Source organism: Nonomuraea sp. NPDC049421 (genome assembly GCF_040677005.1).
Taxonomy (GTDB): Bacteria; Actinomycetota; Actinomycetes; order Streptosporangiales; family Streptosporangiaceae; genus Nonomuraea; species Nonomuraea salmonea.
In genome coordinates this window covers 1-13,154 of record NZ_JBFAQA010000036.1, presented here as the reverse complement: position 1 = coordinate 13,154, position 13,154 = coordinate 1, and the positions used below count along the sequence as shown (strand labels likewise).

The following is a 13,154-nucleotide window of genomic DNA, read 5'->3' as shown; positions in this document are numbered from 1 at the left end:
GACGTGATGCGCTGATGGGCCGTTGGCCGACCCGGGACGACCTCGGGGCCGCCGCCGGCTCCGTCTCCGGGCTGCTGCTCGTCTCCCCCGACGGCACGACCGCCGTCCCGCTCGGCCCCGACGACCACGCCCGTACGGCGCGGGCGCTGCGCGCGGCGGGCGTCGGCGAGCGTGACCGGGTCGTGGTGGCGCTGGCCGAGCCGGCGGGCTCGCTGTGGGCCGCGGCGGCGGCCGAGGTCGCCGAGGCGGGCGCCGCCGTCGGGCCGCGCGGCCGGATGCGGCTGCACCACGCGCTGACCGCGCTCAGGGCCACCACGCTGGTCGCCACCCCGACGGGCGCGATGGACTTCCTGGCCCGCCTGCACCTGGAGTTCCTCCTGGACCCGCTGGATCTCGGGCTCAGGACCATCGTGCTGACCGGCGAGATCGCCTCCAAGCGGACGATGGGCCATCTGGCGCACGAGTTCGGGGCGCGGGTGACGGAGGTGCTGGCGAGCCCGTTCGGCGGGGCCGCGCTGGCCTGGCGAGCCGCCGAACAGGACCCGCTGACGCCGCTCGCGGACGATCTGCTGGCTCTGGCGTCGCCCGCCGAGGACGTGCTGATCGAGTCAGGCCCGGCCGAGCTCGTCCTCACCACGCCCGACGCCGTGCTCAGGACGGGTCTCGTCGCCCTCGCCCCTGGCGCCTTTCCCGCGCACACCGTCGGGGAGCACGTGCTGGTCAGGGGCCTGTGGCTGGCATTGCCCCGGCTGGAGAAGGCGCTGTCGCGCATCGACGGCGTGACGGGGTGGGAGCTGGCCGTCAGCAGGCAGGGGACGTTGGACACGGCGGCGCTGACGGTGACGTTCGGGCGCGAGAGCCTGATCGGCAACCCCATGTGGAAGGCGCGCATCGAGGAGTCCGTACGCGCGCTCACCCCGATCTCCGTGGCCGTCGAGATCGCGCCCAAGGTCTCCGAGGCCCCCGCGCCGGGCACCGTGAACGACCTGCGCGGCCACCACCTCGGAAGGGACAGGTCACTCATCACCTGAGAGCAAGGGGCAGCCCATGGGATCCTGGGAAACGCTTCCCCGCATGCTGCGCGACCAGGCCGAACGGCATCCCGACGACGTCGTGATCGCCGAACCCGGCGGCCCGCGCCTCACTCTGGCGCGGCTGCGGGCGGCGGCGTCCGAGGTGGCCAGGGGGCTGCTCGCGCTGGGCGTCGCGCCCGGCGACCGGGTGGCTCTCTGGGGGGTGAACTCCGCCTCGTGGGTGGTCCACGCGTTCGGGATCTGGGACGCGGGCGCGGTGATCGTGCCGCTCTCGCCCCGCTACAAGGGCATCGAGGCGGGCGAGCTCGTCGCCAGGACCGGTGCGGAGGTGGTGATCGCGGGGCCGGGGGCTTCCCCGGATCTGCTGCCGGGGACGCGCGTGGTTTTCATGGGAGGGCTCGCCGCGCGGGTGCCGGCGCGGGAGGCCGAGGAGCGGGCGCTGGCCGTACGGGACTCCGATCTGTGCGAGATCATGGCCACCTCCGGCACCACCGGCACCCCGAAGGGGGTCATGCTCGACCACGCGCAGATTCTGCGCGGCTATCTCGACTGGTCGGAGATCGTCACGCTCGGCCCGCACGACCGCTATCCGGTGATCGCCCCCTTCAGCCATGGTTTCGGGCTGAACGCCGGGCTCATCGCCTGTGTGCTGCGCCGCGCCACCATGCTGCCGATCGCGTCGTTCGCGCCGGGCGCGCTGATGTCGCTCATCGCGGGTGAGCGGGTGAGCGTGCTGGCCGGGCCGCCCACGCTCTTCTCCCGGGTGCTGGACGAACTGGAGCGCGGCTCCTGGGACGTCTCGTCGCTGCGGGTGGCGATCTGCGGGGCGGCGGCCGTACCGGCCAGCCTGATCACCCGCCTGGTCGGCGAGGTGGGTCTCGAACGGATGATCAACGCGTACGGGCTGATGGAAGGCACGGTCGTCTCCATGACCAGGGCCGGCGACCCCATCGACGTCGTCGCGAACACCACCGGCAGGCCCGTCCCCGGCATCGAGGTCAAGGTCGTGGACGACGACGGCAAGGAGGTCGCGCCCGGCGAGCGCGGCGAGATCCTGCAGCGCGGCTACGGCGTGATGCGCGGCTACTGGGGCGAGCCCGAGCGCACGGCCGAGGTGGTGGACTCCGGCGGCTGGCTGCACACCGGGGACGTCGGCGTGCTGGACGAGGCGGGCAACCTCGCCATCGTGGACCGCAAGAAGGAGCTCTACATCGTCAACGGGTTCAACGTCTCGCCCGCCGAGGTGGAGTCGCTGCTGCTGCGGGAGGGCTCGCTGGCGCAGGCGGCGGTGATCGGGATGCCCGACCCCGTCTCGGGTGAGGCGGGGGTGGCGTACGTGGTGGGCAGGCCGGGCGTGCGTCCCGATCCTGCGGCGCTGATCGCCTGGGCCAAAGCCAACATGTCCGGCTACAAGGTGCCGAAGCGGGTCATCGTGGTCGACGCCCTGCCCGTGAACGTCAACGGCAAAGTGGACAAGCTCGCGTTACGGCATGATCGGCCGGTCGGCGAGTAGCCTGGGGATGCGGGTTCAGCCGTGGCGGCAAACGGGGATACATCGGTCACATCCCGGGCGCACGCACAACCGGCATAGGGAGGCAGCGTGACGTTGCACGTGGCGGTCATCGGGTCGGGCCCCGCCGGGATCTACACGGCCGAGGCGCTGGTCAAGCAGGCGGCCGAGCCTGTCCAGGTCGATGTGCTCGAGCGGCTGCCGACGCCGTACGGGCTGGTCCGCTACGGTGTCGCGCCCGACCACACGTCCATCAAGTCGATCGCCAACTACCTGCGCAGGGTGCTGGAGCTGCCGCAGGTGCGCTTCTTCGGCGGCGTCACGCTCGGCTCCCACCTGTCGGTCGGCGACCTGCTCGGCGTCTACGACGCCGTCGTCTACTGCACCGGCGCGATGGTCGACAGGAAGCTCGGCATCCCCGGCGAGGACCTGCCGGGCAGCGTGGCCGCCACCGACTTCGTCAACTGGTACTGCGGGCACCCCGACGTCGATCCCGCACGTTTCACGCTCGACACCTCCGAGGTCGCCGTCATCGGGGTCGGCAACGTGGCGGTCGACGTCGTCCGCGTGCTGGCCAAGACCGCCGAGGAGCTGCGCGCCACCGACGTGCCCCACGAGGTTCTCGAACGGCTCGGCGAGAGCCAGGTCAAGGCCATCCACATGATCGGGCGGCGCGGGCCCGAGCACGCCAAGTTCACCCTCAAGGAGCTGCGGGAGCTGGGCGAGCTGGCCAACGCCGACGTGTGCGTGCGGCCCGATGAGGCCGTCGTGCTCGGCGCCGACTTCCCGCGTCAGGTGCAGGGCAACATCAAAGTGCTGCAGGAGTGGGCGGCGCGCGAGCCCGTCGGGCGGGCGCGCCGGCTCGACGTGCGGTTCTGGCTGCGGCCCGTCGAGATCCTCGGCACCTCGCGGGTCGAGGGGCTCCGTCTTGAACGCACCCGCCTGTCGGAGGAGGGGCGGGTGGTCGGCACCGGCGAGTACGAGACGCTGCCCGTCGGGATGGTGTTGCGGTCGGTCGGGTATCAGAGTGTACCGCTGCCCGGGGTGCCGTTCTCCGAGTCCAGCATGACGGTGCCCAATGTGGCGGGGCGGGTGCGGGAGCGGGAGTACGTCGCCGGGTGGCTCAAACGGGGGCCTACCGGGGTGATCGGCACCAACAAGTCGGATGCCGCTGAAACCGTCCGTACGTTGCTTTCCGACCTCTCCGGGTCGCCTCGGTCCGGGTCCGGGTCCATCGAGGCGCTGCTGGCCGGTCGGGGCGTCCAGCCCGTCACGTACGAGGAGTGGCTGGGCATCGAGGCGGCCGAGACCGAGCTGGCCCGTTCTCTGGGCCGGGGCGAGAGGGTGAAGCTCGTGGGCTTGGAGGCCATGCTCCGTGCGTGCCGTCCCTGAGGGGTTCTCGGAGGCTTATCGGGTGCAGCAGGCCCGTTATCCCTCCCCTTCCGAGCCTGCCTGGCAGCCTGTCCATACCGTCTACGTGCCCGCTGACCGGTTCTCCGCCGGGACGGTCGCCGACTGGGGTGATTCCGCGTCTTCGCTGGTGAAGGCGCATCTTTCCGGCCCTGCCGAGGTGGCTTCCGTCTTCGACGTGCCCGGGGCTCTGGCGTCCGCCGTGCATGACAAGGTGCTGCGTAAGCTCGCCACCGAGCCCGTCGAGGATCTGCGGATCGACTTCGAGGACGGATACGGGGTGCGTGGGGATGCCGTCGAGGATGCCCACGCTGCCCAAGCCGCCGAGGCGGTCGCCGCCCTGCATGCCTCCGGGGCCTTGCCTCGGCGGTGGGGGGTGCGGGTGAAGTCCTTCGCCGATGGGGATCCTGCTCGGTCGGTGGAGACGTTGCGGGTCTTCTTGGCCGGGGTGGTGGGGGCGGTCGCGGAGGTGCCCCCCGGATTCATCGTGACATTTCCCAAGGTGTTGATGGAAGCGTACCTTGGGCAGTTTGTCGGGGTTTGTGGTGAATTGGAGGGTGAGTTCGGGACGCGGCTGCGCTTCGAGATGCAGGTGGAGGCGCCGCAGACGCTGCCGTTCCTGCGCGGCGACCTCAACGAGTCGCTGGGCGGGCGGCTGGCCGCCGCGCACTTCGGGGTCTTCGACTACACCGCCGCGATCGGGCTGCCGCCGCATGAGCAGCGGCTCGACCATCCGGCCTGCGATCACGCCCGGCACGTGATGCAGACGGCGTTCGCGGGCACGGGGGTCGAGCTGTCCGACGGCTCACTGGCCGCCTCCCCCGCCTCGGACCGGACGGCCGACGTCCACGCGCTGTGGCGGCGGCACGCCGAGCTCGTCCGCCACTCGTTGCGGCACGGCTACTACCAGGGCTGGGACATGCACCCGTCCCACCTGGTGAGCCGCTTCGCCACCGTGTACGCCTTCCACCTGGCCCGGTATGACGCGTACCGGGAGCGGGTGCTGGCCTGGCAGGAGCGGCGGGATGCCGGGGGCGGCGTGATGGACGAACCCGCCACCATCCGCACCCTGGCCGCCGCCCTCCGCCGCGCCGACCAGGCCCTCCCCTGATCGGGGCTTGTCAGTCGCGCTCGACCAGGGACCGCCATTGGCGTACGAGCCGCCACTCCACCGGATCGGACCAGCTCGCCCGTACGGCGGACCCGACATGAAAGGCCCTGACGCCATAGTCCAGCAGCGCCGGCACATGAGCCGGCCGCAACCCACCACCCGCGAGCACGATCGACGCGTCACCGGCGTCGGCCCGCGCCTTGAGCACGGGCAGCCCGTCCGCCACCCCGGTCGGCGCCCCGGACGTCAGCACGGTGGCGAGATTCGGCAGCAGCCGCACGGCCCGCCACGCCGCATGCACATCGGCCGCATGGTCGACGGCCCGGTGAAAAGTCCACGGCAACGGCGAGACGGCATGAATCAGCGCCTCGGTTGCCGCCAGATCCACCGCCCCACCACCATCAAGGAACCCGAACACGAACCCGGCCGCACCCGCCTGAGCGAGCGCCTTGGCATCCCGCCTGAGCCGGTCGAGCACGTCGGGATCGGCCGCGAAGTGGGCATCGCAGCGCAACATCACCATCTGGGGGAGGGGGCATTCTGCGGCGATCGCGGCGACCGTCTCCGGGGAGGGAGTCAGCCCATCGGCCGCCATGTCGGCCACGACCTCCAGGCGGTCGGCGCCGCCCTGTTCCGCGGCCACGGCGTCGCGCACGTTGAGCGCGATCACCTCAAGCAGGGATCCGGTCATGGAGGAGAGGTTATAGGGCTATCTGTCCCTTTGTGCCACTATGGCCACCCCGCTGTCGGCCGATCACCGCTGATCATCGGACGGCCCCCTCACCCCTGAAGCCCTCTCCGCCGCAAGCTCGACCGCCACTTCCAAGGCATCACTCGCCACTTGCCGCCGCTCACCGGTGGACGTCGAAACCTCCTGCTCGAGGATCGCTCTGACTTCAGGGCTGTACTCGCCCATGCCGCCGAAAAGCAACATGCAGTAGAAGAAGGTGTTCCCGGCCAATCCCGCAATCGACCGGCCGATGAGATCTACCTCACCGAGAATCTTTCTCCGACAATATACCTCGATGTCATACTCCCCATCGGGAGCACATACCCTGCGGCCGTACGAAGCGCCGCGGAAGATCTCATGAAGAATGAGCCACGCGTACTCAGGTAGCGATCCTTGTGTTTTCAACGTCGCTAAGATCCTGTCCACAACCGGCGCAGCCGCCGCGTACAGATCCCCTTGGTTCACGACGCCCCCATAGATGCTGCCGAACGCTCTGTCGCGCTGCGGCTCATCACCTTCAAGCAGGTCATCGAGAAGCGGCAACAGTTCCGCCGCCTTCCCCGTAGCGGTCGACACGGAACTCCAATCCCATCCGCCCGTCACAGGCAGTCCGAAGAACCGATGAACGGCAATACGCTGCTCCTCAACAGAAGCCACCTGCGACGCTTCAGCCGGCTCGAATATGTCAACGATCCCACCCGAGTAAGTCCGCCACTCCCCGTCCGCAACACGCATCCTCAGCGCCACCTCTCCCCCGTCTTCGAGGATCTCCAGGAGGACCGGGACGACCGAGGATGTGCGCTCTACTGCCGTCAGTTGAACTCGTCCACGGCTTCACTCAGCCGCATGGGCCCCGGCGTGTCCACGGAACTGTGCGAACCGTCGACAACTCGTGCTTGAGGACCTGCTCCTCCACAGTGGCCGCCAAACCTTCTACATCCAGCATCCTGCGGGCCAGCCACTCCAACCAATTCTCCGTTCCATCCCACCCCCAAGGGGCTTCCGCCTTCGACCAGTCGGCAGCAACCCTTGTTGCTGCTTGGAGGCTTTCGCTGGCGAGCTCATCATCACCAGCAACCGCCGGAACAAGCACGCAGTCCTCCAGCTCCGGAATCGCATTCGGGATACGTGCACGCTGCACGTCCATCGCATAGCTCTGGTACCGCTGGATAACCTGCTCCAGGGTAGGCACTGCCTCCAGAGGAAGTGGACTCTGAGCCTTCAAACGGCACGCGGCGTCCACGAACTTCTCGCCATGCCGTTCAAAGGGGTCCCCTCCGGCGCTCCCGACAGCTTCACCAGCCTCTGAGTGAGCGTGAGAGAGATATCCGGAAAATCGCGAGTCAGAGCATGCACGTGGGCATGCGGATAGTAAGCATCCCCAGAGGTAGAACGATCCAGCGTAATTCCTAGGACGACAGGACCTACCCGCCGCATGAGCCGCAGCGGCTTCCACACGGTGAACTCAGGATAGAGCGCCGACCAGTCTGAGGCGATCTTCCGCAGAGCAGCCGCATTGAGCTTCATGTCACTCAAGCACCACACGAGTGCCGGCAGCAGACAGGTAGCCCATGATGATGTCGATCCATCGCATCGGACCTTCCTCTAAGTCAACGGAGTGCGACAGGTGCTCTTCCGCTACGGCGTAATCCTGCCAGTGCAGCAGTATGGAAGGCCTGCAGCGCAGGCAGTCGTGAAGCGCCATGAAGTTCGACCCAAAATATCCTCCAGGGCCGTGCACGGCCTCCCCTATCGCGCAGAAGAAACTGGCCAGGTCAACCACACCTCGGCCGTCAAGCACGATCTCTTCGCGATGAGGACGTTTAGCGATCATGCTGTGCTGAGCGACCTCCACCCACCCCTCCCGCTGCCCAACGGGAATGTCCCACCACTGGTTGAGCTGCACCGGCGGGCCGACTCGCCATGCCTCCCACACAGGCTTCGCCCAGGCATGTGGCGGCAGACTCACAGTCGCCTGCATTTCCCCGACATCCCCATCAGGAGAAGCGAGAGTGATCTCCACACTCATCAGATCATATTCACCGATACTCCTGCCGGATCGGTCCCAGATCTCGAGTTGGACATCACCCGCAATACGCCATGGCTCATCCCATCTTCCCCGCCACCCATGCGAGACCTGGGCCGCGCGCAAAGGAACAGAAAGTCGGTGACCCGGCGTCTCGTCTGGGCACTCATAGTCCTCATAGAACGAGCGATCACCGATGAAAAAGCCGTCCATGTCGGCCATGGTAAGGATGCACCCGGATGTCCTGAACTCACGAAGCGCGTACTTGACGTCAGTCACCGCCGACATCCTCCACAGTCCGTTCCACGCGCTCCGCCTTGACTCCAGTGACGAGCCGCTCTATCCCGCTGGTGACGTCTCCCAGGTAGAAAACCCACGAGATTACCAGGTAAAGATACCCCTGCTCATCGATGGCCAGAAAGAACTCTCCACCCGTACCCACTGCTCCAACGGGAAAGAACCTCCGCCGGAAGTCACGGGAGAGCTCCGCAAATCTGTCTTCCTCACCCACCGCCAATTCAGGGTCGAACTCGAACGGTTCCCGAGCGGTCGTTATGCCTGGGCCTCGCACGTCCACAGAGATGTCCCCGAACTCACGGAGAAATCTTTCAACCTCATCATGCCAATCGAACAGTGCCAACGACGCTTTCCACGCCTCGATATCAACCTGTCTACCCGGAAACCAGCCGGCACGACGTAACATTCGCTCCACCTCGGACGAGAACCGCCTCACCACATGCCACCTTCCGACAGCCGGTCATCTCCTGGCCACGCCGATGAGAACCCCCGCCTCGCCGCTTCTGTCAGCAAGACGCGCCGCCGTCCTGATCTCCTCATCGGACATCGAGCGAGCCAGCATTATCGCCTCATGGACGCCGTCACCGTCACCGAAGTCAAGCAACTTCAGGAACCAACGGACTGCCTGCACCTTGTCCACCGGCCCACCCACCCCATCCCGACACCACTCCGCCAGCCTGAAGATGACCCCGGACACCCCACCCCCTGCCGGCACGTCATACCGGGCGCGCGCCTCCACGAGATCCCGCCGCGCCGCGAACTGATCACCCAGAACGGCGTTGGCGACCGGCAACCCTCCGTCGGCAGCGCGCCGCAACAATTCCGCCCCTTGGAGTCGTCCTGCTCAACACCGACTCACTTGAGGTACATTATCGCCAGGTTGAACAGAGCGAACAGATCACCCGACAGGGCCGCAGACTCGAACAGCTCGCGAGCCGCATCGAGATCCCGCTCCACACCTATACGGTTGGCCAGCATCGAGCCCAGCCCACGCTGCCCCGCCGGATGGCCGGCATCGGCCGAGGCGGTGAAAAGGTAGTACGCCTTCTCCGGTTCCTTGAGCCGCTCCAAGTAGAGCCCGGCGAGCAAAGCCCGAACCTCCGGCCGCCCCTCCGAGGCCATCTCCTCAAGCTGAGGCAGCATACCGATCAGCTGCTTACCAGCCCCGGAATCCCCCCCGCACCAACGCTTCATGAAGTCGCTCCGCCAACGCGAAAGGATCGCCATCGGCTGCACTTGCCAGCATAAGGGAACTCCGCCCATTCCGACGTACCCGAAGCAGCTCAGTCACCGGTCAAGAACAGCCCTCGCCGCCGCGACAACGGAGATAGCCTTACCGGCCGACCAGGGCACGCGTCTCACCCGTGTCAGGCATATGATGCCTCATCCCCTCACCACGTCCCAACCGCCAACAGGACTCGACATCTTGAACGCCCATCAAGAAAACCTTCGAGCCCGATTCCGCAACGCTCCACTTCGGCCGCCGCCGACACCATGGCGCCCCTTGCCACCCTTACCCGTCGGCGGCCTGACCGGCGTCGGATTCGCCCCACACCCGGACTCGGGCGAAGACATCATCCTCGTGACCTCTCATCAGGCACGCGGCGTCATCGACTGCGTCACCGGCCAGCGCATGGCACGCGACCCCGACCCAGACAAAGCATGGCCCGACGACTGCACCCTCACCTGCGAAGGAATAGGCCCTCTGGCCGGCACCGCCATCCAGATCTCCGGCCTCCTGGGCGGCGGCTTGCACACGACCACCACCCACGGATGGTCCATTGACATCGTCACGCCCAACTGGCCCAACGAAAACATCCTGCTGTCGTACGAGGGCGATCCGTACCGCGACGCACCCGGATCAACCTGGTGGCACATTCACCGCGAAGAAGCATGCGAGATCCGCGCAGCGGGATTCTCCCCAACGGGCCGCACCCTCGCCATCGCGTCCAGCTGCACGCCCACCCTCTTCGCCCACCCCTGACAAGCTCGGCCCGAACACTCTCAACGGACCAGGAAACGTTGACGAGCCCCGCACCGGCCGACCGGCGCACCCGAACGTCCTTCTTCTCCCACGCACAATCAATACTGCCCGTTGCGAAGACCGCCCTGCCGGGACCTTTCAGGTCGTCCCATCGCGAGCCTTGCGCTCGTCAGAAAGATCAAACGCAATCTCCAATCCAGTCAGGGCGGAGTCAAGCCGAGAACCACCGGAGTTCGCCACCTCACGCTCCAGAATAGGGATGCCTGATCACTATCCTCTCCGATGTCGCCCAATAAGAAGGCGGCATACGCGAAGTCCTCGCCATCCAGTGGCCTCATCGCTTCATCAATGACAGGCAAAGCCTCAAGAATCAACCGGCGACAATGATCCCCGACGTCGCGTGGCTCACCATCGACGACTATCGAACGACCGTAGGAGCTACCGCGATATATCTCATGCAGCATCAACCAGGCGTCTTCGTGGATGTACTTCTTCAGGCGCAGCTCAGCCAAGATGACTTCGGTCACCCCCACAGCCGAGCCGAAGAGATCACCTTGGTTCACGACCCTGCCCTCCAGTCCCCGAAACGCCTCCTCCCGCTCGCTTCTGGAGCCGTGGAGAAGCTTGTCGAGCACCGGCGGAACACCGGTGGCATCGCCAGTCATCACTTCGAACTGCTGCCAGTCCACGCCCTCAGAGACGCCGAAAAATTCACGCCCATCATCCTAGGTCTCTGGGGCTCCACACCCGTGCAGGATATCCATGATCGGAGTTTGACAGACAGACGCCAGCCATTCATCGAAGGTCAGTTCAGCACCCGGAAGCCACCAGGCGGAATGGTTCCCGACGGCTTCTAGCTCGTCGTCCAATGGATACCTGAAGCCGAACTCGACCTGGACGTAGCCAACGTGCCCTCCGCACGGATCGGCGAGCTCGAATTGGCGGAGCAGGCTGATGACGAAGGTCGGCTCTGAGAGCCAGTTCTCCCCGCCGTACTGGAAAGCTACCCGTCCGCATCAGAGGTGTCGGGTACGTCGAACTTGATCGCCGAGTAACGGCGCATCAGCAAGGGAAGCTGTGTGACCTGCGGGGCGGATGAAGAGTCCTCGTCGAGGAGCCCTCTGGCGAGGTCCAGGGCTTCCTCGACCTGATGCACGAGGACCTCCATGTCAGCGTCAATCGCATCAAAGGCCGATGCTCTGCTGGCCGGTCCATACTGAGGCGTACTCCACCGTCAAGGGCTCAACGTACGATGCCCCGCACACGAAGAGCGCCCACCAAAGCTCCTCGCACGGGATGTGACCCTCGCCCACCGTATCGATCCAGACGCACACCCCCCTACGGTTGTCGACGGTGACATCCCACCAGGCGCCGACACCCACGCCCAATTCCACCTTCAACACCGCGCCCTCGAACATATGGACAACGCGAGCAAAAGGAAGCTGCCACTCGTCGATCGTATGTGGCTATGAGGATTGTTGCAGGAGCCGCCGAGTGCTCGCCTGTCAATCTGGTGGACATGTTAGGCAGCAGTGCAGTGCTCGATTGCGGCGATCGAAATTTAGGCACCGGTTGAGGCTATCCATCGCCTGCTGCAGCGCAGCAGACATTCATCTAATTGCCGATGACGTACGACTTGCAGGAACGACGCCACCTCCTCCGCATACACACTTGACGACCAGCTTACAAATGCACCTTTCGCCAACAATTGCTCATCATTCCACAACAGGTCAACCGGCTAAAAATTCGATATATTCTATTCCTCAAGCACTTCTTCAGTGGCGTAGTCTCCAATCTCAACATCGTCGATGAAGGTACTCCAAAAACTATCCTGATAAACTGCGAATGAATCTATCGCACGAATCAGCTCCGTCAGATCGTTCGCAACGATAACCCTGCTATCAAGATCGCTTCCGACCGAGTAGAACGGGAATCTGTCGAGGACCGCCTTGACTGATTCGATGAACAAATGAATGTTCGTGTTAGCCAAGCGGGCACAGTCTCTCTTTTGTCCAATGACTTCAAGCACTTCCCCCGTGCTCGGATCTATACAGATATCCCCATTTTTGGTTTCGCCAAAACGGATCAGACCTCCCCGCCCCGGCACCTCCATGAGAGTCAAATGCTCTGCCGCCTCGTATTCGCCGCCAAGCATACCTGAAGGAATTCCGGTCACCGAGAATAGCCTAATAAGATTAGGCGGAAGGCCGTCGATTGGCGGCATGGTAATCCATGCTGGACTTGGCCTACCGTTGGCGTTCGACTTAATCACACTCCTGACGCATCGGACTGCCCGAGCAGCACCTTATCCCCTATTGTTGAACAAGCCCTTGAGCATCTCCTTGAGGTCGGCGTTTGACTTTGAGCGATCAACTCCATTCCAGGGCACCGCCCAGGATGGGTTCATGCCCCTAGTCAATTCCTCGCACTTATTGGCACATGGCTCTCGCTCGGAGAACAACTCGAGGATTTCCCTACCATTAGCCTGGTTCATGAGATCTTGCTCAGCATGTCTCCGCTTGTTCGATCGTCCAGTGATGACCTCCCCGTCGTCAAGTAGAGCCGCTCCATAGTTGTTTCCCGTTTTATTGTTATCAGCGGCCCGCCGGTCCAAGACAGCTCGACAAAGAGGATTATCCTCACTATACGGAATCTGATCGTTGTGAACGAGGATGGCCTGGCTGCCGGCCACCACATGGTAGGTGTGGAGGTCCTGGACGGTCAGGTTGTGGACGCGTTGGGTGGCGGTGCGGTGGGCGATTGCGGTGATCTGGACGTACGTGCCGGCTGAGGTTTGCAGCCACATGCCGGGCTGCAGGGCGCCGGCGGTCAGCCAGGCCTTGCGCTTCGGGACCCAGAACGGGTGGTTGTCCGTCGCTGTGATGACGTCCTTGGCGCCGTCCACCGTGACGGTGATGTCGACCAGCTTCTTGACGCCCTTGCTGCTGATCAACGCGAGGACCGGGCGGGCTTCCGTGCGGCCGGTCGCCTGGTCGGTGGCCACTACCTCGTCGCCGGTCTCCACCTTTTCGATCGGCTTGGTCGAGCCGTC

At 65.2% G+C, this 13,154-nt stretch carries 16 protein-coding genes; 5 read left to right on the top strand and 11 right to left on the bottom strand.

The features are described from left to right. The first annotated feature begins 14 nt into the window (after positions 1-14). The 4 genes from AB0K18_RS42135 (at position 15) to AB0K18_RS42120 (ending at position 5,065) form a co-directional block, all read left to right on the top strand. Positions 15-1,031, top strand: a complete 1,017-nt coding sequence (locus AB0K18_RS42135) for a hypothetical protein (RefSeq protein ID WP_364926446.1) — start codon at positions 15-17, stop codon at positions 1,029-1,031. Positions 1,032-1,047: 16 nt separating this feature from the next. Then, positions 1,048-2,547, top strand: coding sequence for an AMP-binding protein (locus tag AB0K18_RS42130; protein ID WP_364926444.1), 1,500 nt, complete (start codon positions 1,048-1,050; stop codon positions 2,545-2,547). A gap of 87 nt (positions 2,548-2,634) precedes the next feature. Continuing rightward, complete coding sequence (locus AB0K18_RS42125; RefSeq protein WP_364926442.1) at positions 2,635-3,936, top strand: FAD-dependent oxidoreductase; 1,302 nt, start codon at positions 2,635-2,637, stop codon at positions 3,934-3,936. Positions 3,937-4,021: 85 nt separating this feature from the next. Next, positions 4,022-5,065: an aldolase gene (locus AB0K18_RS42120; protein ID WP_364926441.1), complete on the top strand. Its 1,044-nt coding sequence runs from the start codon at positions 4,022-4,024 to the stop codon at positions 5,063-5,065. Between the two features lie 10 nt (positions 5,066-5,075). Here AB0K18_RS42120 and AB0K18_RS42115 read toward each other — a convergent pair whose 3' ends face one another. The 7 genes from AB0K18_RS42115 to AB0K18_RS42085 all read right to left on the bottom strand — a co-directional run bounded on the left by AB0K18_RS42115 (position 5,076) and on the right by AB0K18_RS42085 (position 9,345). Next, positions 5,076-5,756, bottom strand: coding sequence for a copper homeostasis protein CutC (locus tag AB0K18_RS42115; protein WP_364926440.1), 681 nt, complete (start codon positions 5,754-5,756; stop codon positions 5,076-5,078). A 63-nt stretch (positions 5,757-5,819) separates the two neighbouring features. After that, complete coding sequence (locus AB0K18_RS42110) at positions 5,820-6,542, bottom strand: hypothetical protein (protein ID WP_364926438.1); 723 nt, start codon at positions 6,540-6,542, stop codon at positions 5,820-5,822. Between the two features lie 91 nt (positions 6,543-6,633). Next, on the bottom strand, positions 6,634-6,987 hold the full coding sequence (locus tag AB0K18_RS42105; protein WP_364926436.1) for a hypothetical protein: 354 nt from the start codon (positions 6,985-6,987) through the stop codon (positions 6,634-6,636). A gap of 336 nt (positions 6,988-7,323) precedes the next feature. Beyond that, a complete protein-coding gene (locus AB0K18_RS42100; RefSeq protein WP_364926434.1) occupies positions 7,324-8,100 on the bottom strand; it encodes a barstar family protein in 777 nt (258 codons plus the stop codon). Beyond that, on the bottom strand, positions 8,093-8,554 hold the full coding sequence (locus tag AB0K18_RS42095) for an SUKH-3 domain-containing protein (protein ID WP_364926433.1): 462 nt from the start codon (positions 8,552-8,554) through the stop codon (positions 8,093-8,095). The genes AB0K18_RS42100 and AB0K18_RS42095 overlap by 8 nt, the downstream gene beginning before the upstream one ends. A gap of 24 nt (positions 8,555-8,578) precedes the next feature. Beyond that, positions 8,579-8,911 (bottom strand): hypothetical protein, encoded by a 333-nt coding sequence (locus AB0K18_RS42090; protein ID WP_364926431.1) that lies wholly within the window; start codon positions 8,909-8,911, stop codon positions 8,579-8,581. A 62-nt stretch (positions 8,912-8,973) separates the two neighbouring features. Beyond that, positions 8,974-9,345, bottom strand: coding sequence for a hypothetical protein (locus AB0K18_RS42085; RefSeq protein WP_364926430.1), 372 nt, complete (start codon positions 9,343-9,345; stop codon positions 8,974-8,976). Between the two features lie 277 nt (positions 9,346-9,622). Between AB0K18_RS42085 and AB0K18_RS42080 the strand changes: the two genes are divergently transcribed. Further along, complete coding sequence (locus AB0K18_RS42080) at positions 9,623-10,102, top strand: hypothetical protein (protein WP_364926429.1); 480 nt, start codon at positions 9,623-9,625, stop codon at positions 10,100-10,102. Between the two features lie 200 nt (positions 10,103-10,302). Here AB0K18_RS42080 and AB0K18_RS42075 read toward each other — a convergent pair whose 3' ends face one another. The 4 genes from AB0K18_RS42075 to AB0K18_RS42060 all read right to left on the bottom strand — a co-directional run. Next, positions 10,303-10,791, bottom strand: coding sequence for a hypothetical protein (locus AB0K18_RS42075; protein ID WP_364926427.1), 489 nt, complete (start codon positions 10,789-10,791; stop codon positions 10,303-10,305). Positions 10,792-11,105: 314 nt separating this feature from the next. After that, positions 11,106-11,258, bottom strand: a complete 153-nt coding sequence (locus AB0K18_RS42070) for a hypothetical protein (protein WP_364926426.1) — start codon at positions 11,256-11,258, stop codon at positions 11,106-11,108. Between the two features lie 600 nt (positions 11,259-11,858). Next, positions 11,859-12,278 carry an SUKH-4 family immunity protein gene (locus AB0K18_RS42065; RefSeq protein WP_364926425.1) on the bottom strand — a complete coding sequence of 140 codons (420 nt, stop codon included), beginning with the start codon at positions 12,276-12,278 and terminating at the stop codon, positions 11,859-11,861. A 129-nt stretch (positions 12,279-12,407) separates the two neighbouring features. Next, positions 12,408-13,154, bottom strand: a 747-nt coding sequence (locus AB0K18_RS42060) for a polymorphic toxin-type HINT domain-containing protein (RefSeq protein ID WP_364926423.1), incomplete at its 5' end; no start/stop codon positions are given.

Coding starts and splice junctions, on each gene's coding strand:
- AB0K18_RS42085 (WP_364926430.1), bottom strand. CDS start 9,345: ATGGCGATCCTTTCGCGTTGGCGGAGCGACTTCATGAAGCGTTGGTGC.
- AB0K18_RS42130 (WP_364926444.1), top strand. CDS start 1,048: ATGGGATCCTGGGAAACGCTTCCCCGCATGCTGCGCGACCAGGCCGAA.
- AB0K18_RS42115 (WP_364926440.1), bottom strand. CDS start 5,756: ATGACCGGATCCCTGCTTGAGGTGATCGCGCTCAACGTGCGCGACGCC.
- AB0K18_RS42135 (WP_364926446.1), top strand. CDS start 15: ATGGGCCGTTGGCCGACCCGGGACGACCTCGGGGCCGCCGCCGGCTCC.